Below are 19,590 nucleotides of genomic sequence, written 5' to 3' on the forward strand. Positions count from 1 at the left end.
CAGCTCAGACCCGGCCATTGAGCCGCCGCGCAGCCTCCAGCACAGGTTTCACATACCGCGCGTCGTAGCGGTGGCTGGGCATCGTCAACGTCAGCGCGGCAGCCAGTGTGTCATCGGCATGGAACACCGGAGCCGAAATGCCGGCCACACCCGCCAGCCGATCCCCGGTGGCGGCGCAGTAACCCTGTTCGCGGACCAGCGCGAGCAGCTTGCGGTCGCGGCTGTGGGCGGCGCGGGCCAGTGGCGGGTCGAAGGCCGTCAGCACCCGGCCGCCGGTGCCGCGCCCCAGCGGCAACACGTCGCCGGCCCGGATGTGGTCGCGCACCGGATGCGGCGAGTCGATGCGATACAGGCACAGCCGGCTGTCACCCTGGCGCACGTGGTATGCCGCGCTCTCGCCGGTGGCGGCCACCAGCGCCTTGAGCACCGGCAGCACCACCCGGTCCAGCGAAAAGGAGGCCGCATAAATGCCGTTCAGCCGGGCCACTTCGGCGCCGATGGCGTAGCGGCCGTCGTCGAGCTTGTGCACCAGGGCGGCATGTTCCAGCGACGCCAGCAAACGCAGCGCCGTGCTCTTGTAGAGGCCGGTGCGCCCGGCCAGCTCGGCGAGGCCGAGCGCGGCGTCGCCGTCGCGGTAGGCGGCCAGCAGCGACAGCGCGCGATCGACCGCAGCGACGCCGCCGGCGGCGGCGTTCCTGTCAGCGATCGAGGCGGTCTGGGCTTTGCGGGGCATGAGGCTGGCCTGCCGGCGACTTGACAAGGCGGGCCGGAATCCGCCATTATTCCAATAGAAAGAATGACGTTCCATCTTACAGAACAAGAAAAAAAACGCAAGCATGACATCGATCCCGAATCCACCGGCTGTCCTGGTCAGCGAGGTCGGCCCGCGCGACGGGCTGCAATCGGTGACCCGCACCATGGCCACCGCAGACAAGAAGCGCTGGATCACGGCGCTGTACGATGCTGGCCTGCGCGAGATCGAGGTCGCCTCCTTCGTGCCGGCCCGGCTGCTGCCGCAGATGGCCGACGCCGCCGAGGTGGTGCGCCACGCCCTGACATTGCCGGGCCTGACGGTGATGGCGCTGGTGCCCAATCTGCGCGGTGCCGAAGCTGCGCTGGCTGCAGGTGTGCACAAGCTGACCATCCCGGTGTCAGCGAGCGCTGCCCATTCGCTGGCCAATGTGCGCAAGACGCGCGAAGAGATGATCGAGGAAGTGCGCCGCATCGTCGCGCTGCGCGACCGCAACGCACCCGGTGTGGCTGTCGAAGCCGGCATCTCGACCGCCTTCGGCTGCAACCTGCAGGGCCTGGTGCCGGAAGACGAGGTGATCCGGCTTGCCGCGCAGTGCGTGGCAGCCGGCGTCGGTGAAGTCGGTTTGTCGGACACCACCGGCTACGCCAATCCGGCCCAGGTACGACGGCTCTTCAAACGCCTGCGCGCCGAAATCGGCGCCAGGGCCGGCGCTGCCCACATGCACAATACGCGCGGCCTGGGCTTGGCGAACTGCCTGGCGGCCCATGACGAAGGCGTGCGCACATTTGACGCCTCGCTGGGCGGGCTGGGCGGCTGTCCCTATGCGCCGGGCGCGTCCGGCAATGTGGTGACGGAGGACCTGGTGTTCATGTTCGAAGCGATGGGCGTGAGCACTGGCGTGGATCTCGGAAAACTGATCGCCGCGCGCGAGCCCCTGAAAGCCGGGCTGCCGGGCGAACCGGTCTACGGCATGACGCCGCAAGCGGGGCTGCCCAAAGGATTTGTACAAGGAATGCTGAATGTCTGAAAAGGAAAAAAAAGGCCCTGAGGACGGGGCCGCGCCTGCAGCGCCGCTGCCGCTGGCAGGTATCCGCGTCGTCGAGTTCACCCACATGGTGATGGGCCCGACCTGCGGCATGGTGCTGGCCGATCTTGGCGCCGAGGTCATCAAGGTCGAGCCGCTGGGTGGCGACAACACGCGTCGTCTGCTCGGTTCGGGCGCCGGGTTTTTTGCGCTGTTCAACCGCAACAAGAAAAGCATCGCCCTGGACCTGCAGACGGCGCAGGGCCGGGAGATTGCGCTCAAGCTGGTGGCGACCGCCGATATCGTCAGCGAGAACTTCAAGCCCGGCACCATGCAGAAGCTGGGGCTGGACTACGCCAGCCTGTCGAAGCTCAACCCGGCACTGATTTACGTCAGCCACAAGGGTTTTTTGCCCGGCCCGTATGACCACCGCACCGCGCTCGACGAAGTGGTGCAGATGATGGGCGGCCTGGCCTACATGACGGGCCGGCCCGGCGACCCGCTACGCGCGGGTACCAGCGTCAACGACATCATGGGCGGCATGTTCGGAGCCATCGGCGCCATGGCTGCGCTGGCTGCGCGCGCCAGAACCGGCAAGGGCCAGGAGGTGCAGGCGGCGCTGTTTGAAAACAATGTGTTCCTGGTGGCCCAGCACATGATGCAGTTCGCCGTAACCGGCCAGCCGGCCGCGCCCATGCCGGGCCGCATCTCGGCCTGGGGCATTTACGACGTGTTCACCGTGCAGGGCGGCGCCCAGATTTTTCTGGCCGTGGTCAGCGACACCCAGTGGCAGCTGTTTTGCGACGCCTTCGGGTTTGCCGACCTGCGCGCTGACCGGCGGCTGGACAGCAACAACGACCGCGTGCGGGCACGTGACTGGCTGCTGCCGCAACTGCGCGAACGCCTGGCGCCGCGAACCGCAGCCGAACTCAGCGCTCTGTTCGAGCAGCACGGCCTGCCTTTTGCGCCCATCACGCGGCCCGAGGACTTGTTTGACGACCCGCATCTCCAGCAGACCGGCGGCCTGGCGTCCCTGACCTTGCCGGACGGCCGCGAGACCCGCGTGCCGCTGCTGCCCCTGACCCTGGGCGGCGAGCGCCCCGGTGTGCGCCTGAACCCGCCACGGCTGGGCGAACACACCTTGGGATTGCTGCAGGAGCTCGGCTATGCCGAGGCGGACATCGAGGCTCTGCAGGACGGAAAGATTGTTGCAGCCTAAGCCGGCGGCGCACGCCGGCCTTGCGGCCACTTGCGCCTCTATACTGCCGAAATGAACGAGTCAGTACATTCCGCGCGCCCGGCGAAGCCGGCGGCCAAAACCGCGGTTCGCGAAACCACCCGCACCAACGATCCGGCCCGTACCATGGCCGGGATTCTCGAAGTGGCGACCGCGGAGTTCGCCAGCAAGGGGCTCAGCGGTGCGCGCATCGACGAGATCGCGGCAGCCACGCGCACCAGCAAGCGCATGATCTATTACTACTTCGGCAGCAAAGAGGGTCTGTACATCGCGGTGCTCGAGGAAGCCTACCGCCGCATGCGCAGCATCGAGGCCGAACTGCACCTCGAGGACCTCCCGCCCGAAGACGCCTTGCGCCGGCTGGTGGGCTTCACCTTCGACCACCACCATGACAACCAGGACTACATCCGGCTCGTGATGACCGAGAACATGGAGCGCGGCGCTTATCTGGCGCAGAGTAAGAGCATCCAGCAGCTCAACGTGCCCGCGATCCAGGCCATCCGCAAGCTCTACGACCGCGGCGTGGCCTCCGGGGTGTTCCGGCCCGGCCTGGATCCGATCGACATCCATGCCTCGATTTCGGCCCTGACCTTTTTCAATGTGTCCAACCAGCACACCTTCGGCCTGATCTTCAAGCAGGATGCCCGCTCCCCGCAGGCGGTGGCCGCGCGCCGCGACAGCATCATCGAGATGGTCGTGCGCTTCGTGCGCGCCTGAAGGTCTAGGCTCCTGCCTGCTCTGGCGACATGCCAAGGGTAAATACCGATTTGTAGAAACTAACTAGTTCGTACATTAATGGCTCCAGGCGCCTTTCGCAGTGCCTGCAGGAGACAGCCATGGTCCGGAAAGTCATCAACAGCTACTGCCAGCTTCTGTCCTGGCTGATGGTCGCCAGCCTGGCGCTCATGGTGGTGCTGGTGTTCACCAACGTGGTGTTGCGTTACGCCTTCAACTCCGGCATCGCGGTGTCCGAAGAACTGTCGCGCTGGCTGTTCGTCTGGCTGACCTTTCTGGGCGCCATCGTGGCACTCCATGAGCGCGCCCACCTGGGCACGGACATGCTGGTGGCCCGGCTGCCGGTGCTGGGCAAGAAAATCTGCCTGGGCCTGGGGCATGTCCTCATGCTGTTCATCTGCTGGCTGCTTTTCAGGGGAACCCTGGACCAGGTCAAGATCAACTGGGACTCCACCAGCGCGGCGATGGAAGTGTCCATGGCCCTGTTTTACGGTTGCGGCCTGGTGTTTGCCGTCTCGGGTGCGCTGATCCTGCTCAGCGATTTGTGGCGGCTGCTCACGGGACAGCTCAGCAGCGACGAACTGGTTGGCATCCGGGAGAGCGAAGAAGTGCCTCACGAAGAACACCAGCCCGCCCGCTAGCCCGCAGGAACGCCGCATGACCATCGCCATCTTCCTGGGCTCCCTGCTCGCCGCCATGGCGCTGGGCATTCCCATCGCCTTTTCCCTGCTGCTGTGCGGCGCCGCGCTGATGTGGCATCTCGACATGTTCGACGCGCAGATCCTGGCGCAGAACGTGATCAACGGTGCCGACAGCTTTCCGCTGCTGGCCGTGCCCTTCTTCATGCTGGCCGGCGAGGTGATGAACGCGGGCGGCCTGTCGCGCCGCATCGTCAACTTTGCCATGACGCTGGTGGGCCACATCAAGGGGGGTCTGGGTTATGTGGCCATCGTGGCCGCGGTCATGATGGCCGCCCTGTCGGGCTCGGCGGTCGCCGATGCCGCGGCTCTCTCGGCGCTGCTGCTGCCGATGATGGTGGCGGCCGGCCACGACAAGGCGCGATCCGCCGGCCTGCTGGCTTCGGCCAGCATCATCGCCCCCATCATCCCGCCCAGCATCGGCTTCGTGATTTTTGGCGTGGCCGCCAACGTGTCCATTTCAAAACTGTTCATGGCCGGCATTGCGCCAGGCATCCTGCTTGCTGCGGCGCTCTGGTTGACCTGGTGGTGGGTGGCGCGCAAGGAAGCCGTCGCGGTTCCGGCGCGCAAGTCCCGCGCCGAGGTCCTCGCCGCCTTCCGCGACGCCACCTTTGCACTGGTGCTGCCGGTGATTGTGGTGGTGGGTCTCAAGTTCGGTGTGTTCACCCCGACCGAAGCGGCGGTGGTGGCCGCCGTCTACGCGCTGCTGGTTTCGACGCTGATCTACCGGGAGCTCAAGCTGAGCCAGCTGTACGGCCTGTTTCTCGCGGCAGCAAAAACCACGGCGGTGATCATGTTCCTGGTGGCGGCGGCCATGGTGTCGGCCTGGCTGATCACGGTGGCGCAGTTGCCGGCGCAGGTGGTGACGCTGCTGCAGCCGCTGCTGGACAGCCCCAAGCTGCTGATGATGGCCATCATGCTGCTGGTGATCGTGGTGGGCACGGCAATGGACATGACGCCCACAATCCTGATCCTGACGCCGGTGTTGATGCCCATCGTGAAGGCCGCGGGCATCGACCCGGTCTATTTCGGGGTGCTGTTCATCATCAACAACGCCATCGGCCTGATCACGCCGCCGGTGGGCACGGTGCTCAACACCGTCGCCGGTGTCGGCAAGGTCAGCATGGACGAGGTCACCCGCGGCGTCTGGCCCTTCATGCTGGCCCAGTTCTCGGTCATGTTCCTGATGGTGCTGTTTCCCCAGATTGTCATGGTGCCCGCGCGCTGGTTCTATGGCTGAACATGTCGCCGTCATGCGTGTTGCTTTGTTGGCTGCGCCGCCGGGGAGGGCGCGGCGCAGATCGTGATTCCCGTGGTGCAGGGCGTGTCTGGTACGCCAGGTCCTGCACCCTCCCTGTTTGCGTACTTTGAACTTTCCCGAGGAGACAACCATGAAACGTCTGATGATCAAAACCCTGGTGGCTGCCGTTGCCATCGCCGCCTTCGGCCTGGCTTCTGCCCAGGACATCAAGGAGCGCACGATCAAGTTCGCCCACCAGAACCCCAAGGGCCACCCCATCGTGATGGGCATGGAGAAGTTCGCCGAGATCGTCACCGCCAAGTCCGGCGGCAAGATCAAGGTCAACCTGTTTCCCGGCGGCGTGCTCGGCGGTGATGCGCCCAACGTGTCGGGCCTGCAGGGCGGCACCATTGAAATGGTGGTGCTGAATTCCGGCATCCTGGCCAGCCAGGCCAAGGAGTTTGCGGTGTACGACTTCCCCTTCCTGTTCGCCAATGCGAAGGAAGCCGATGCGGTGGTGGACGGCCCCTTCGGCAAGAAAATGCACGACAAGCTGCAGGAAAAAGGCATGGTCGGTCTGGCCTACTGGGAGCTGGGCTTTCGCAACATGACCAACAGCAAACGTGCCATCAACAAGGTGGAAGACCTGGCCGGCCTGCGGATTCGCGTGATTCCCAACCCCATCAACCTGGACTGGGTCAAGGCGCTCGATGCCAACCCCACACCCATGGCTTTCCCCGAGGTCTACGCGGCCCTGGAATCCAAGGCGCTGGACGGACAGGAGAACCCGCTGAGCACCATCCTGGCCAACAAGTTCGCCGAGGTCCAGAAACACCTCACCCTGACCAACCACGTGTACAACCCGCAGTCGGTCATCATCAGCAAGAAGTTCTGGGACACCTTGAGCAACGACGAGAAAAAACTGTTGGCCGACGCTGCCGTCGAAGCCGGCAAGTACCAGCGCCAGGCGTCACGCGATGCAGCGGGCGCCACGCTGGAAGCCCTCAAGAAGGCCGGCATGCAGGTCACCGAATTGCCGCCGGCCGAAATGGCCAAGCTGCGCGACCGGATGAAACCTGTGATCGCCAAGTACTCCAGCGGTGTCGGCGAGTCGACGGTCAATGAACTGATGGCCGAGCTGGCCAGGCTGCGCAAATAAGAAGAAGACGCCTGCGCGTCCGGGCCCTGGTCCCGGGCGCCGGGCCTCACCGGTGTCCCCTTGTCTGTCTTGTCTGATTAGCATGAACCCTGACCTGAGCGCTTTTTCCGGCGGCCGCGCCGCGCGCGCTGCCTCTTGTGGGAGGCGGACATGATCCGCGGCACCACCACCCTGATTGCCCACATCGGCTACCCGACGGAGGCTTTCAAGGCGCCGATGATCTACAACCCCTGGTTTGAACAGGCCGGTATCGACGCGGTCGTGGTGCCCATGGGCGTCAAGCCCGAGGACTACCCGCAGGTGCTCAAGAGCCTGTTCAAGCTCACCAACATCCGCGGCGCCCTGATCACCATGCCGCACAAGGTGAGCACCGTGGCGCTGCTGGACGAATGCACGCCAGCCGTTGAAATTGCCGGTGCCTGCAATGCCATCCTGCGCCGTCCCGACGGCAGCCTGCTCGGGGACATGTTCGACGGCGCCGGTTTTGTGCGTGGCGTGGTGCGCAAGGGCCTGCAACTGGCAGGCGCTCGCGTGCTCGTGGTCGGCAGTGGCGGCGTGGGTTCGGCGATTGCCGCGTCGCTGGCGGCGGCAGGCATTGGGGCGATTGGCCTGCATGACGTCCACCCGGCGTCGGCCGAGGCGCTGGGCGCCCGTCTGCGCAAGCATTACCCGGCCCTGCAGGTCGGCACCGGCAGCAACGACCCGGCCGGCTATGACCTGGTGGTCAATGCCACCCCTCTGGGCATGAACGACGGGGACGCATTGCCGGTCGATGTGGCGCGCATGGCGTCATCGACCTTTGCCGGCGAAGTCGTGATGAAAAAGGAGATGACGGCCTTCTTGCGCGCGGCGCAGGCACGCGGCTGCAAGGTGCAGGTGGGCTCGGACATGCTGTTCGAGCAGATTCCGGCTTATCTCGAGTTTTTCGGTTTCGGCGCGGCGACGCCCGAGGCCCTGCGTTCGGTGGCCCGTCTGAGCTACTGACGCCGGCGGACGAAAAAGATCCTCATGTGTCGCGCTGCTCAACCCCGATGGAGAACCCAATGAACACCCCAAGCCAGGCCACAGCCGCCGACCGGGAAGCGATTGCAGAGGCCGCCAACCCGCTCGGGCTGGATGGCATCGAGTTCATCGAATACAGCACGACCCGGCCGCAGGCGCTGGGCCAGGTGCTGGAGATGATGGGTTTCCGGCCGGTAGCCAGGCACCGCTCGCGCGAGGTCCTGCTGTACCGGCAGGGCGCCATCAACGTGATTGTGAATGCCCACACGCCGGCGTTGTCTAACGGAGCAGGACCGCAGGACAAGCCGGTGATCGCCGCCGTGGCACTGCGCGTGCGCGATGCCGCGGCCGCCTACCGTCGCGCGCTGGAGCGGGGCGCGTGGGCCGTGCCGTCCCGCGTCGAGGTGATGGAGCTGAACATCCCGGCGATCCATGGCGTGGGCACCAGCCGCATCTATTTTGTGGACCGTTACGACCGGTTTTCGATTTACGACGTGGACTTCGTGCCGATTCCCGGTGTGGATCCCCACCCGCCGGCGATTGCGGGGCTGCACTTCTTTGGCGTCGTGCAATACATCGGCAATGACCGCGCCGAGGACTGGTCCGAGTTTTACCGCGAGCTGTTCGGCTTTGTCGAGCTTCCCGCCGAGCAGCGTTTCGGCATCCTGCCCAAGGGCCGGATTCTGCGCAGTCCGTGCCCGCCGGCGTCACGCTTTTACATCCAGCTGATCGAGCCCGAAGCCGGTGTGCTCGATGTGGAGGACGACGAAGGCCTGCAGCGCATCGGCCTGGGCACGGCCGACGTGCTGGCCACGGTGGCCGAACTCGGCCGGCGCGGCGTGACCTTTGTCGAATCGCGCGGCGTGCATACCGAAGACCGGGGCGCCCTGACCAACAGCTGGCTGGGCAGTGTGAGTTTCGAGCTCGTGCACGACGAGCGGGGTTGATCACCATGAACCACGACAGCGGAAATATCGCCGACTTCGGGATGGACACCATCTCGCTGGCCGGGCCTCTCGAGGCCAAGCTCCAGGCGGTGCGCGACGCCGGTTTCACCCAGATCATGCTGGCCGCGCGGGACCTGGTGGGTCACCCCGATGGGCTCGACGCGGCGGTGGCCGCCGTGCGTGCCAGCGGCTTGCGTGTGACCGGCTTTCAGGTGCTGCGTGATTTCGAGGGCCTGTCGGGCCACCTGCACGACTACAAGGTGGACATTGCCAAGTCCATGCTGGAGATGTGCCATGCGCTCGGTTGCCGGTTGCTGCTGATCTGCTCCTCGACCTCGGTGCATGCCAGCGGCGAGACACAGGCGCTGGTCAGGGACCTGCGCAAGCTGGCCATGCTGGCGATTCCGATGAACATCCGGATCGCCTATGAAGCCCTGTCCTGGGGCCGTACCGTCAATGAGTTTCCCCAGGCCTGGGCGCTGATTTGCCAGGCTGACATGCCCAATCTGGGGCTGGGTTTCGACTCGTTTCACATGTTCGCGACCCGGACCCCGCTTGACGAACTCGACCTGCTCGATCCCGACAAGATTTTCCTGGTGCAACTCGCCGACTTCATGTGGACCGAGATCAAGTCGGTGGAAGAGCGCATCGCCACCGCCCGGCATTTCCGGGTGTTCCCGGGGGAAGGGGTTCACAGCGCCGACCTTGCTGCGCTGGTGAGCCGCTTGCACGGCCTGGGTTACCGCGGCGACTACAGCTTTGAAGTCTTCAATGACGACTATCAGCAGATGCCGTTGCCGACGGTGGCCCAGCGGGCCCGGCGCTCGGCACTGTGGCTGGGCGAAGAGGTGCTGCGGCGGTCCGTGCCTTTGCCGAACCGCATTCGCCTGAAGCGCGGCCTCGATGCCGCTGCGTTTTGACACACGCTGCGGCAGCGGCGGCGCAATAAAGACCTTCAACGCCCGATTGCCACCTTTTGTGCTCATAATCCCGGGCCATGAGCAAACTCAAACAGATGGAGTCTTTCGTCTCGGTGGCCACGCGCGGCAGCCTGACCGCGGCGGCCAACGCCGAGGGCGTGGCGCCGGCCATCATGGGGCGGCGGCTCGACGCGCTGGAAGAACGTCTGGGCGTCAAGCTGCTGGTGCGCACCACGCGGCGGATTTCGCTGACCCACGAGGGCAGTGCCTTTCTGGAAGACTGCCAGCGCCTGCTGATCGACGTGGCCAATGCCGAGGCCAGCGTGTCAGCCGGTGGCGTCAAGGCCAGCGGGCATTTGCGCATCACCGCGCCGGCCGGCTTCGGTCGCCGCCATGTGGCGCCGCTGGTGCCACTGTTTCGCCAGTCGCATGCCGACGTCACGATTTCGCTGAACCTCAGCGACCGCGTGGTCGATCTGGCAGGCGAGGGTTTTGACTGCGCGGTGCGCGTCGGCGACCTGCCTGATTCCTCGCTGGTCAGTGTGCGCATGGCCGACAACCGCCGCCTGTGTGTGGCGACGCCCGGTTACCTGCAGCACCACGGCACGCCGCAACACCCCACCGAACTCGCGAAATTTGACTGCCTGACGCTGTCCAGCGACGCTTCGCAGACGCGAGGCTGGGCTTTCCAGGTCGATGGCGAAGTGATCCATCTCAAGCCTGGCGGGCCGCTTGACTGTTCGGACGGCCAGGTGCTGCACGACTGGTGCATGGCCGGCTACGGCATCGCCTGGCGCAGCACCTGGGAGGTCGAGGCCGAAATTGCCGCCGGCAAACTGGTGGCAGTGCTGCAGGACTTCGACGCGCCGCCCAACGGGATTTACGCGGTGTTCCCGCAGCGCAAGCACCTGCCGCTGCGCGTGCGCCTGTGGATAGACTTCCTCAAGCACAATTACGGTGAGCCGGCGTTCTGGACTGGCTCGCGCACCGCGCACCTCTGACAATCCCACCGGACCACCGGCAGACCCCCCCCATGACGTTTGAAGCCCTGCTCGCCTATGCCCACCTGCTGGCCATCCTGACCATGGTGGTGTTTCTTGCCAGCGAGGCCGCCCTGTGCCGCAGCGAGTGGCTCAATGCTGCCGTGGTCGAGCGTCTGGGCAAGATCGACCTGATCTACGCCGTGGCGGCGGGTACCGTGTTGCTGACCGGCTTGCTGCGCGTGTTCCTGGGCGCCAAGGGGGCAGGCTGGTACGGCACCAACCCGCTGCTCTACGTCAAGCTGGCCTTGTTCGTCGTCATCGCGCTGCTGTCCATCCAGCCCACGCGGCTGTTTGCCCGCTGGCGCCGCGAGTTGCGCGCCACTGGCCGCTTGCCCGATAACAGCCAGGTCACCAAGGCGCGCAAGCTGGTGATGGTGCAAGCCCATCTGCTGCCGCTGATCCCGCTGGCCGCCGTGTTTCTGGCGCGCGGTTACGGCAAGTAGGCCGCGCGGCAACTGCGCAGGCCCGCTTGCCGGCCCGCGCCCGTAAAATCAGCGCATGCTCCTAGTCAAACAAGAATTGCTCGCGGTCCTGGCCGCTGAGCTGGACAAGCTGTCCCCCGGTGCCGGCCAGAAGGCCGCTTTCGAGTCGCCCAAGGTCGCCGCCCATGGCGACTTCGCGTCCACGGCCGCCATGCAGCTGGCCAAACCGCTCAAGCTCAACCCGCGTCAGCTCGCCGAGGGCCTGCGCGAGTCGCTGCTGGCGGCGCCGGCGTACCAGCGCTGGGTTGATGCCGTGGAAATCGCCGGACCGGGCTTCATCAACTTCCGGCTCAAGCCGGCGGCCAAGCAGGAAACCGTGCGCGAGGTGCTGACGACGGCCGCCCGGTTCGGCGTCAAGCCGGTGGACAAGGCGCGCCGCGTGGTGGTCGAGTTTGTCTCGGCCAACCCGACCGGGCCGCTGCACGTGGGCCACGGCCGGCAGGCGGCGCTCGGCGACGCGATCTGCAACCTGTTTGCGACCCAGGGCTGGGACGTTTACCGCGAGTTCTATTACAACGACGCCGGCGTGCAGATCCACACGCTGGCCACCAGCACGCAGGCACGCGCCAAGGGACTCAAGCCGGGCGACGCCGGCTGGCCCGAGCCGGCCTACAACGGCGACTACATCGCCGACATCGCCGCCGACTTCATGGCCCAAAAAACCGTCAAGTCCGACGACCGTGAGTTCACGGCTTCGGGCGACATCGAGGACCTGGACGCGATCCGCCAGTTCGCCGTGGCCTACCTGCGCCACGAGCAGGACCTGGACCTCAAGGCTTTTGCGGTCGGCTTCGACAACTACTACCTCGAGTCCAGCCTGTACAGCTCGGGGCGCGTCGAGTCTACCGTGGCCAGGCTGAAGGCCGCCGGAAAAACCTACGAGCAGGACGGCGCACTTTGGCTGAAGTCCACCGACTACGGTGACGACAAAGACCGCGTGATGAGAAAAAGCGACGGCAGCTACACCTACTTCGTGCCCGACGTGGCCTACCACCTGGCCAAGTGGGAGCGCGGTTTCACGCGCGCCATCAACATCCAGGGCATGGACCACCACGGCACGATTGCCCGCGTGCGTGCCGGCCTCCAGGCTGCCGGCGCCGGCATTCCCCCCGGTTACCCGGACTATGTGCTGCACACCATGGTGCGTGTGATGCGCCACGGCGAGGAAGTGAAGATCTCCAAGCGCGCCGGCAGTTATGTCACGCTGCGCGACCTGATCGAGTGGACCAGCAAGGACGCGGTGCGCTTTTTCCTGCTCAGCCGCAAGCCCGACACCGAGTATGTGTTTGACATCGACCTGGCCCTGGCGAAGAACAACGAAAACCCGGTGTACTACGTGCAATATGCGCACGCCCGCATCTGCTCCGTGCTGGCGGCCTGGGGCGGCGATGTCGCCACGCTCAAGGGCATGGACCTGTCTGCCCTCGACAGCCCGCAGGCGCAGGCCCTGATGCTGCTGATGGCCAAGTACCCCGACATGCTGGCCAATGCCGCCACCGGGTTTGCGCCGCACGACGTGGCGTTTTACCTGCGCGAGCTCGCTGCCAGCTACCACAGCTATTACGATGCCGAGCGCATTCTGGTGGATGACGAAGTGGTCAAGCTGGCCCGCCTGGCACTTGTCGCCGCCACCGCGCAGGTGTTGCACAATGGCCTGAAGGTGCTGGGCGTTGACGCCCCGCAGAAGATGTAAACCAGAGCCTGACACCATGACGCGTAACCGCAACCCTTTCACCAAGCCAACCGGGCAAGGCATGAACACACAACGAGGCGGGACCCTGCTGGGTCTCATTATTGGTGCGCTGATTGGCCTGGCCGCTGCCCTGGCGGTGGCCGTTTACATCACCAAGGTGCCGGTGCCCTTCATGAACAAGAGCCAGTCGCGCAGCCCCGACCATGACGCGGCCGAGGCCAAGAAAAACCGGGACTGGGACCCCAATGCCCCCCTGTATGGCAAAAACCCGGCCAAGCCGTCTGCAGCATCGGGCGGACCGGTGACCGATGTCACGCCCCAGAAGCCGGCGCCTGCGACCCCGGCCGAGCCTGCGACCAAGACCGCAAAACCTGCGGCCGACCCGATCGGGGACCTGGCCAAGGCCAAGCTGGCCACGCCGGCCGCCACCCCCGGGGTCGACCCTTTCAGCTATTTTGTGCAGGTGGGTGCTTTTCGCACCCCCGAGGATGCCGAGCAGCAGCGCGCCAAGATCTCGCTGATGGGCCTGCAGGCCAGGGTGACCGAGCGTGAGCAGTCCGGCCGCACCGTGTACCGCGTGCGTCTCGGGCCTTTCGACAAGAAGGACGACGCCGACAAGGCCAAGGAGCGGCTTGACGCCAGCGGCATAGAAACCGCCCTGGTTCGCGTCCAGCGCTGAACTTTCTGGAATCTGGGTGTCCAACCTTGCGTATTAACGGAGAAATGATCGATGCAACGACGTGAATTTTCGATAGCTACCGCTTCGGTGGCTGCTGCCGCCTCGCTGGGCGCCCTCAGTACTTCTGCCCGAGCCCAGGCGCTGGCGCCGCGCGCGGGAACTGACTTTCTGGTGCTGGACAAACCGGCACCGGTCGAGGCGCCGGCCGGCAAGGTCGAGGTGGTGGAGTTCTTCTGGTACAGCTGCCCGCACTGCAACAGTTTTGAGCCGGCACTGGACGAGTGGATCAAAAAGGCGCCGAAAGACGTGGCGGTCCGCCGCGTGCCGATCGCCTTCCGTGCCGATTTCGAGCCGCAGCAACGCCTTTTTTACGTGCTCGAGGCCATGAACAAGGTCGACGAACTCCACAAAAAGGTGTTTTACGCCATCCATGTGGAAAAGCAGATGCTCAACACGCCGGACCTGATTGCGGCCTGGGCGGAAAAGCAGGGCCTCAACAAGGCGAAGTTTCTCGAGACCTACAACTCGTTTTCGGTGGCGACCAAGGCCCGCAAGGCGACCCAGCTGCAGGATGCCTACAAGATCGATGGTGTTCCCGCGCTGGGCGTTGCCGGGCGTTATTTCACCTCGGGGTCGATGGCCCAGACCATGGCGCGCGCGCTGCTGGTCACCGACTACCTGATTGCCCAGGTCAGGAAAGGTTAACCCCCACGGTCGCTCACTGCGGGTAGCTCCAGCTCCCTGCCCCCCGAGGGGGCCGCTGCGCCTGCGGCCCGGCAGAGCCGGTTCCGCGGCCCCGGCTGGATTGAAGAGCCTTCAAATCCGAGCATCCTGAGCGTGTCAGCGCATGTCTCTTGGTGGCTATCGAGCCCGCCCCGAGTGGGCGAGTTTTTTATGGGCGTGGCGGTTTACCCGGAGTTGCGTCGCTACAATGGGCTGACACCACCAAAGCAGCAAGATTCGTGCCTTTATGAAAAAACCCGCCTGTGTATTGATACTGGCCGCCGTCTTCGCGGTTTTTCCGGTTGCGGCTGAAAAGGCCGACCGCGACAAGCCCATGAATGCCGAGGCCGACGCGCTGCGTTATGACGACCTCAAACAAACCAGTGTTTTCACCGGCAACGTGGTCATCACCAAAGGGACCATCATTGTTCGTGGCGCCCGGGTCGATGTCCAGCAGGACCCTGAGGGCTACCAGAACGCAATCGTGATTGCGGCGCCCGACAAGCTGGCCTACTACCGCAAGAAGCGCGAGGGTGTCGATGAATACATCGAGGGCGAGGGCGAAAGAATCGAATATGACAGCCGCGCCGACACGGTCAAGTTCATCAAGCGCGCCGTGCTGCGCCGTTATGTGGGCGCCACCCTGGCCGACGAAACCACCGGCGAGCTGATTGTTTACGACAACCCGACCGATGTCTTCACGGTCGACGCCGGCGCGCAAACCAAGACCCCGTCCAACCCGACCGGGCGCGTGCGTGCCCTGCTGGCCCCGCGCAACACGGTCTCCGGATCCGGCGCACCGCCAGCGCCGGCCGGGCCGTCTCCCTCCCTTCGACCCAGCACCACGCTGGGCAACGACAAGAAATAAGCAAACCCTCATGGATGTGTCCCCGGAAAACGCTCCCGTCAGCCGCCTCGTCGCCACCGGCCTGAAAAAATCGTACGGCAGCCGCCAGGTCGTCAGGGACGTTTCCCTTGCGGTGAAAAAGGGCGAGGTGGTCGGCCTGCTCGGTCCCAACGGCGCCGGCAAGACGACTTCGTTTTACATGATCGTCGGGCTGGTGCGTGCCGATGCCGGCGAGATCACCATCGACGGCGAGTCGATCGAGCACATGCCGATCCACAAGCGCTCGCGCCTGGGCCTGAGCTACTTGCCGCAGGAAGCCTCGATCTTCCGCAAACTCACGGTCGAGCAGAATGTGCGCGCGGTGCTGGAGCTGCAGACCGACGCCGCCGGCAAACCGCTGGCTGCAGCAGTACTCAACAAGCGGCTGGACGCCTTGCTGCAGGACCTCCGGGTCGACCACCTGCGCGACTCGCCGGCACCGGCGCTGTCCGGCGGCGAGCGTCGCCGCGTTGAAATCGCCCGCGCGCTGGCCACCCAGCCGCGCTTCATCCTGCTCGACGAACCGTTTGCCGGCATTGACCCGATTGCGGTGATCGAGATCCAGCGCATCATTGGTTTCCTCAAGTCGCGCGGCATCGGTGTGCTCATCACCGACCACAACGTGCGCGAAACGCTGGGCATCTGCGACCACGCCTACATCATCAGCGACGGCCATGTGCTGGCCACGGGCACCCCGTCCGAAATCGTGAACAATGCCGACGTGCGCCGGGTTTACCTCGGTGAGCACTTCAAGATGTAGCCCATGGCTCCCCCCCGTTGTCGCTCACTGCGTGTAGCTCCCTCCCCCCTGCAGGGGGCGGCGCCTGCGCCCCGGCAAAGCCGGTTTCGCGGCCCCCGCTTGTTTAATACATCCCCGTCCGCTTTGTCGCGCGCTTAGGGGGTGTCATGAAGCAAGGTCTTTCGCTCCGGGTCTCGCAGCATCTGGCGCTCACGCCCCAGCTGCAGCAGTCGATCCGCCTGCTGCAACTGTCCACGCTGGAGCTGAGCCAGGAAGTCGAGCAGATGCTCGACGAAAACCCGTTTCTGGAGGTGGCCGAAGAGGCCGCCCCGCGTGAGGATTTCGGCCTGGGCCAGGTGGACACGCCGGTCAGCCAGGAAACCCGCGAGTTTGAATCCACTACGGATTCCATAGCAGTCAGCGCAGACGATTCGGGCGCTGCAGGCCAAAATGATGCCGAACCGAGCAGCGAGGCCAAACTCGAGGAAAGCTGGGAGGGCGACGGCAGCGTCGACACCGCGCCCGACGACAGCGAGTGGGGCGGCGACGCCACGCCGCGCAAGAACAACAACGACGACAGCGAGGTCGATGCCACCGAACTGGCGCGCAGCCAGGAGTCGCTGCAGGACCATCTGCACCGCCAGGCCCTGTCGCTGCGCCTGTCGCCCGAGGGCAAGGCCGCGCTGCACTTCCTGATCGAATCGCTCAACGACGACGGTTACCTCGAAGACAGCCTGGCCTCGCTGGCCGCCGGCCTGGCCGGGGACGACGTCGAGCAGCTGGAAGCGGTGGAGCATGAATTCGCGGTCGCGCTCAAGCTGCTGCAACACATGGAGCCTGCCGGCGTGGGCGCGCGCAACCTCGCCGAGTGCCTGAGCCTGCAACTGCTCGACTGCAAGGACAACGACGAGACCCGCGCCGCCAACGCGATGTGCCAGCAACCCATGGAGCTGCTCGCCAAGCGCGACGTCAAGCGCCTGTCGCAGCTCTGCGGTTTCCCCGAAGCGGTGATCAAGGGCGCGATCGGCCTGATCGGCCGGCTCGACCCGAAACCGGGCCGGCGTTTTGTCAACGTCGAGCGCAACCTGATCGTCCCCGACGTGCTGGTGGTCAAGTCCGGCCGCGGCTTCAAGGTCTCGCTCAACAGCGACGTGATGCCGCGCCTGCGCGTGCATGACATCTACGCCAATGCGCTCAAGCAGAACAAGGGCCAGGGCGGGCAGGCGCTGCAGCAGCGGCTGCAGGAGGCGCGCTGGTTCATCAAGAACATCCAGCAGCGCTTCGACACCATCCTGCGTGTCAGCAGCGCGATTGTCGAGCGCCAGAAAAACTTCTTCACCCACGGCGAACTCGCGATGCGGCCGCTGGTGCTGCGCGAGATCGCTGACGAGCTGGGCCTGCACGAATCGACGATCTCGCGTGTGACCACCGCCAAATACATGAGCACGCCCTTCGGCACTTTTGAACTCAAGTATTTTTTCGGCTCGGCGCTCGGCACCGAAACCGGCGGCAATGCGTCCAGCACCGCGGTGCGCGCACTGATCAAGCAGTTCGTCGCCTCCGAGAGCCTGAAAAAACCGCTCAGCGACAACCAGATTTCCGAGATGCTCAAGGAGCAGGGCATCGAATGCGCGCGCCGCACGGTGGCCAAATACCGAGAAGCATTGCGTATTGCGCCCGCCAACTTGCGAAAATCCCTCTAGACCTATTGGCAAACTCCGTTCGCGTTGAGCTTGTCGAAACGTCGCCGAAATCCTCGGGAAAGAATTACCCATGAACCAACTTCAATTGTTTTTGCCTTGCGCCGCCGGCGTCGAGGAACTTCTTGCCGCCGAGGTCAAACGCATCACCGGCAGCCAGGGCAAGGCTTGGCGCGCCGGCGTGCAGGTGACGGGCTCATGGCGCGACGCGCTGCAGCTCAACCTGCACAGCCGGCTGGCGCAGCGCGTGCTGATCGAGTTGCAGCACAACAGTTACCGCAGCGAGCAGGACCTGTACAACGCTGCAGCCAGTGTGGCGTGGGAGATCTGGTTCACACCCAAACAGACCTTCAAGGTCGAGATCACCGCGCAGCACAGTCCGCTGACCAGCCTGAACTTTGCCGCGCTGAAGATCAAGGACGCCATCGCCGACCGCTTCCGCGACAAATACGATGTGCGTCCCGATGTCGACACGCGCTGGCCCGACGTGCGCGTCTACGCCCACCTGACCACCGACACCGTCACGCTCTACATCGACACCTCGGGTGAGCCGCTGTTCAAGCGCGGCTGGCGCGAGGACAAGGGTGACGCGCCACTGAAGGAAACCCTGGCCGCCGCCATGCTGGCCGCCAGCGGCTGGAGCGGTGAAAACGGCTTGTGCAAGCAGGGCGTGCCGTTGTACGACCCTTGCTGCGGCTCGGGCACCATCGTCATCGAGGCGGCGCAGATCGCCTGCAACATCGCGGCTGGCATGGGCCGGCACTTCGCATTTGAAAAATTCGTGCCCTTCCAGCCCCACGTCTGGGAAGGGCTGCTGGATCAGGCCGAGCAGGCCATCACGCCGCCGACCGCGCCGGTGTTCGGCAGCGACGTGTCCTTCCGCATGGTCGACTTCGCCGAGCGCAATGCCGAACGCGCCGGCGTCGCGCACGCGGTGCAGCTGCGCGGTGGCGACGCCTTGCAGCGCATGCCGCCCGCGCCCTCGGGCGTGATGCTGGTCAATCCGCCCTACGGCGAGCGTATCGATGTGGCCGGTGTGGCCGGCATCCCCGCGCTGCAGGGCCGCGACCAGCGCCGCCAGCAGGGCGGCCAGGCCCCGCACGACCACCGCAACCAGCCGATCGACGAGTTCGGCCAGCCATTGAATCGCGACGCCGGTGACAGCCGCGACACCCAGGATGAGCCCGCCTTCGAGACCTCGCGCGACCGCTCGGCCAATCCGGGCCGCGAGCAGGCCGTCAATGCCTGGGGTGAGGAGGCGTCCGACTTCTTTCCGCAGCTGGCCAGCCACTGGAAGAAAAACTACGCCGGCTGGACCGCCCACGTGCTGACGCCCGACATGAAGCTGCCGCAGAAAATGCGGCTCAAGGAATCGCGCCGCGTGCCGATGTGGAACGGCCCCATCGAATGCCGGCTGTTCCGCTTCGACATGGTGGCCGGTTCGGCGCGCGAGAAAAAGCCCGCCGCCACGCCGTGAGCCCGGTCGCCATGGACAGCCCGGCGCGGGCCGGTGATTGCGTGGTGCTCGACACCAACATCGTGCTCGACCTGTTTGTGTTTGGCGACCTGGCGGCGCAGGCGCTCAAAAGCGCGGTGGTCACCGGGCAGCTGCACTGGCTGGCCACCGCCGCCATGCGGGTCGAGCTGGCCCGTGTGCTGGGCTACCCGCAGGTTGCCAAGCGGCTGACGCGCGACGGCCTGGCCGCGGCGCAGGTGCTGCTGGCCTTCGACACCCATGCGCGCACCGTGGTAGCCGGAGGCAAGGCGCCGGTGACCTGCAGCGACGCGGACGACCAGATCTTCATCGATCTGGCGGTGGCCCACAAAGCCTGGCTGCTGAGCAAGGACCAGGCCGTACTTTGCATGCGAAAAAGGCTTCTAGCCCTTGATGTGCGGGCGCGAGCAGCTATCAATATAGTAGCAATCTAG

At 65.3% G+C, this 19,590-nt stretch carries 20 protein-coding genes; 19 read left to right on the forward strand and 1 reads right to left on the reverse strand.

The genetic code is table 11. From position 1 onward, the window contains the following. Positions 1–4: 4 nt before the first annotated feature. Entirely contained in the window at positions 5–733 is a 729-nt protein-coding gene (locus AAG813_RS12730; protein WP_341915781.1) for an IclR family transcriptional regulator, read from the reverse strand. 103 nt (positions 734–836) lie between these two features. On the opposite strand from AAG813_RS12730, the gene AAG813_RS12735 reads away from it, so the two are divergent. The 19 genes from AAG813_RS12735 to AAG813_RS12825 all read left to right on the forward strand — a co-directional run bounded on the left by AAG813_RS12735 (position 837) and on the right by AAG813_RS12825 (position 19,590). After that, positions 837–1,781, forward strand: a complete 945-nt coding sequence (locus tag AAG813_RS12735) for a hydroxymethylglutaryl-CoA lyase (RefSeq protein ID WP_341915785.1) — start codon at positions 837–839, stop codon at positions 1,779–1,781. Between the two features lie 85 nt (positions 1,782–1,866). After that, positions 1,867–2,997 (forward strand): CaiB/BaiF CoA-transferase family protein, encoded by a 1,131-nt coding sequence (locus AAG813_RS12740; protein ID WP_341915981.1) that lies wholly within the window; start codon positions 1,867–1,869, stop codon positions 2,995–2,997. Positions 2,998–3,048: 51 nt separating this feature from the next. Beyond that, positions 3,049–3,732 (forward strand): TetR/AcrR family transcriptional regulator, encoded by a 684-nt coding sequence (locus tag AAG813_RS12745; protein WP_341915789.1) that lies wholly within the window; start codon positions 3,049–3,051, stop codon positions 3,730–3,732. Between the two features lie 119 nt (positions 3,733–3,851). Next, a complete protein-coding gene (locus AAG813_RS12750; RefSeq protein ID WP_341915791.1) occupies positions 3,852–4,391 on the forward strand; it encodes a TRAP transporter small permease in 540 nt (179 codons plus the stop codon). A gap of 16 nt (positions 4,392–4,407) precedes the next feature. Beyond that, positions 4,408–5,688 carry a TRAP transporter large permease subunit gene (locus tag AAG813_RS12755; protein WP_341915795.1) on the forward strand — a complete coding sequence of 427 codons (1,281 nt, stop codon included), beginning with the start codon at positions 4,408–4,410 and terminating at the stop codon, positions 5,686–5,688. Between the two features lie 151 nt (positions 5,689–5,839). Then, a complete protein-coding gene (locus AAG813_RS12760; RefSeq protein WP_341915799.1) occupies positions 5,840–6,847 on the forward strand; it encodes a TRAP transporter substrate-binding protein in 1,008 nt (335 codons plus the stop codon). 150 nt (positions 6,848–6,997) lie between these two features. Further along, a complete protein-coding gene (locus AAG813_RS12765) occupies positions 6,998–7,831 on the forward strand; it encodes a ThiF family adenylyltransferase (protein ID WP_341915802.1) in 834 nt (277 codons plus the stop codon). Positions 7,832–7,890: 59 nt separating this feature from the next. After that, positions 7,891–8,796, forward strand: coding sequence for a 4-hydroxyphenylpyruvate dioxygenase (locus tag AAG813_RS12770; RefSeq protein ID WP_341915807.1), 906 nt, complete (start codon positions 7,891–7,893; stop codon positions 8,794–8,796). Positions 8,797–8,801: 5 nt separating this feature from the next. Next, positions 8,802–9,716, forward strand: a complete 915-nt coding sequence (locus AAG813_RS12775) for a sugar phosphate isomerase/epimerase family protein (protein WP_341915811.1) — start codon at positions 8,802–8,804, stop codon at positions 9,714–9,716. A 77-nt stretch (positions 9,717–9,793) separates the two neighbouring features. Next, entirely contained in the window at positions 9,794–10,717 is a 924-nt protein-coding gene (locus AAG813_RS12780) for a LysR family transcriptional regulator (RefSeq protein ID WP_341915815.1), read from the forward strand. Between the two features lie 32 nt (positions 10,718–10,749). Continuing rightward, positions 10,750–11,202 (forward strand): DUF2214 family protein, encoded by a 453-nt coding sequence (locus tag AAG813_RS12785; protein ID WP_341915819.1) that lies wholly within the window; start codon positions 10,750–10,752, stop codon positions 11,200–11,202. Between the two features lie 55 nt (positions 11,203–11,257). Continuing rightward, positions 11,258–12,934 carry an arginine--tRNA ligase gene (gene argS / locus AAG813_RS12790; RefSeq protein WP_341915822.1) on the forward strand — a complete coding sequence of 559 codons (1,677 nt, stop codon included), beginning with the start codon at positions 11,258–11,260 and terminating at the stop codon, positions 12,932–12,934. A 61-nt stretch (positions 12,935–12,995) separates the two neighbouring features. Then, positions 12,996–13,613 carry an SPOR domain-containing protein gene (locus AAG813_RS12795; protein WP_341915825.1) on the forward strand — a complete coding sequence of 206 codons (618 nt, stop codon included), beginning with the start codon at positions 12,996–12,998 and terminating at the stop codon, positions 13,611–13,613. 51 nt (positions 13,614–13,664) lie between these two features. Further along, entirely contained in the window at positions 13,665–14,318 is a 654-nt protein-coding gene (locus tag AAG813_RS12800; RefSeq protein WP_341915829.1) for a thiol:disulfide interchange protein DsbA/DsbL, read from the forward strand. Between the two features lie 265 nt (positions 14,319–14,583). Continuing rightward, positions 14,584–15,204: a lipopolysaccharide transport periplasmic protein LptA gene (lptA, locus tag AAG813_RS12805; RefSeq protein ID WP_341915834.1), complete on the forward strand. Its 621-nt coding sequence runs from the start codon at positions 14,584–14,586 to the stop codon at positions 15,202–15,204. Between the two features lie 10 nt (positions 15,205–15,214). Then, complete coding sequence (gene lptB, locus AAG813_RS12810; RefSeq protein WP_341915837.1) at positions 15,215–15,982, forward strand: LPS export ABC transporter ATP-binding protein; 768 nt, start codon at positions 15,215–15,217, stop codon at positions 15,980–15,982. A gap of 146 nt (positions 15,983–16,128) precedes the next feature. Beyond that, complete coding sequence (locus tag AAG813_RS12815; RefSeq protein WP_341915841.1) at positions 16,129–17,664, forward strand: RNA polymerase factor sigma-54; 1,536 nt, start codon at positions 16,129–16,131, stop codon at positions 17,662–17,664. 70 nt (positions 17,665–17,734) lie between these two features. After that, the gene (locus tag AAG813_RS12820) at positions 17,735–19,138 is read left to right on the forward strand and encodes a THUMP domain-containing protein (protein ID WP_341915844.1); all 1,404 of its coding nucleotides are present in this window, start codon (positions 17,735–17,737) and stop codon (positions 19,136–19,138) included. Positions 19,139–19,149: 11 nt separating this feature from the next. Continuing rightward, entirely contained in the window at positions 19,150–19,590 is a 441-nt protein-coding gene (locus tag AAG813_RS12825) for a putative toxin-antitoxin system toxin component, PIN family (protein WP_341915982.1), read from the forward strand.

Origin of the sequence: Polaromonas sp. YR568 (assembly GCF_943371715.1) — a bacterium.
GTDB lineage: Bacteria > Pseudomonadota > Gammaproteobacteria > Burkholderiales > Burkholderiaceae_C > Polaromonas.

What these genes read in the sequence shown, in the direction of transcription:
- AAG813_RS12740 (WP_341915981.1), top strand. Translation starts at nt 1,867, where the DNA reads ATGGTGATGGGCCCGACCTGCGGCATGGTGCTGGCCGATCTTGGCGCC.
- lptB (WP_341915837.1), top strand. Translation starts at nt 15,215, where the DNA reads ATGGATGTGTCCCCGGAAAACGCTCCCGTCAGCCGCCTCGTCGCCACC.
- AAG813_RS12730 (WP_341915781.1), bottom strand. Translation starts at nt 733, where the DNA reads ATGCCCCGCAAAGCCCAGACCGCCTCGATCGCTGACAGGAACGCCGCC.
- AAG813_RS12825 (WP_341915982.1), top strand. Translation starts at nt 19,150, where the DNA reads ATGGACAGCCCGGCGCGGGCCGGTGATTGCGTGGTGCTCGACACCAAC.
- AAG813_RS12775 (WP_341915811.1), top strand. Translation starts at nt 8,802, where the DNA reads ATGAACCACGACAGCGGAAATATCGCCGACTTCGGGATGGACACCATC.
- AAG813_RS12815 (WP_341915841.1), top strand. Translation starts at nt 16,129, where the DNA reads ATGAAGCAAGGTCTTTCGCTCCGGGTCTCGCAGCATCTGGCGCTCACG.
- AAG813_RS12735 (WP_341915785.1), top strand. Translation starts at nt 837, where the DNA reads ATGACATCGATCCCGAATCCACCGGCTGTCCTGGTCAGCGAGGTCGGC.
- AAG813_RS12755 (WP_341915795.1), top strand. Translation starts at nt 4,408, where the DNA reads ATGACCATCGCCATCTTCCTGGGCTCCCTGCTCGCCGCCATGGCGCTG.
- AAG813_RS12780 (WP_341915815.1), top strand. Translation starts at nt 9,794, where the DNA reads ATGAGCAAACTCAAACAGATGGAGTCTTTCGTCTCGGTGGCCACGCGC.
- lptA (WP_341915834.1), top strand. Translation starts at nt 14,584, where the DNA reads ATGAAAAAACCCGCCTGTGTATTGATACTGGCCGCCGTCTTCGCGGTT.
- AAG813_RS12770 (WP_341915807.1), top strand. Translation starts at nt 7,891, where the DNA reads ATGAACACCCCAAGCCAGGCCACAGCCGCCGACCGGGAAGCGATTGCA.
- argS (WP_341915822.1), top strand. Translation starts at nt 11,258, where the DNA reads ATGCTCCTAGTCAAACAAGAATTGCTCGCGGTCCTGGCCGCTGAGCTG.
- AAG813_RS12765 (WP_341915802.1), top strand. Translation starts at nt 6,998, where the DNA reads ATGATCCGCGGCACCACCACCCTGATTGCCCACATCGGCTACCCGACG.
- AAG813_RS12800 (WP_341915829.1), top strand. Translation starts at nt 13,665, where the DNA reads ATGCAACGACGTGAATTTTCGATAGCTACCGCTTCGGTGGCTGCTGCC.
- AAG813_RS12745 (WP_341915789.1), top strand. Translation starts at nt 3,049, where the DNA reads ATGAACGAGTCAGTACATTCCGCGCGCCCGGCGAAGCCGGCGGCCAAA.
- AAG813_RS12750 (WP_341915791.1), top strand. Translation starts at nt 3,852, where the DNA reads ATGGTCCGGAAAGTCATCAACAGCTACTGCCAGCTTCTGTCCTGGCTG.
- AAG813_RS12795 (WP_341915825.1), top strand. Translation starts at nt 12,996, where the DNA reads ATGAACACACAACGAGGCGGGACCCTGCTGGGTCTCATTATTGGTGCG.
- AAG813_RS12785 (WP_341915819.1), top strand. Translation starts at nt 10,750, where the DNA reads ATGACGTTTGAAGCCCTGCTCGCCTATGCCCACCTGCTGGCCATCCTG.
- AAG813_RS12760 (WP_341915799.1), top strand. Translation starts at nt 5,840, where the DNA reads ATGAAACGTCTGATGATCAAAACCCTGGTGGCTGCCGTTGCCATCGCC.
- AAG813_RS12820 (WP_341915844.1), top strand. Translation starts at nt 17,735, where the DNA reads ATGAACCAACTTCAATTGTTTTTGCCTTGCGCCGCCGGCGTCGAGGAA.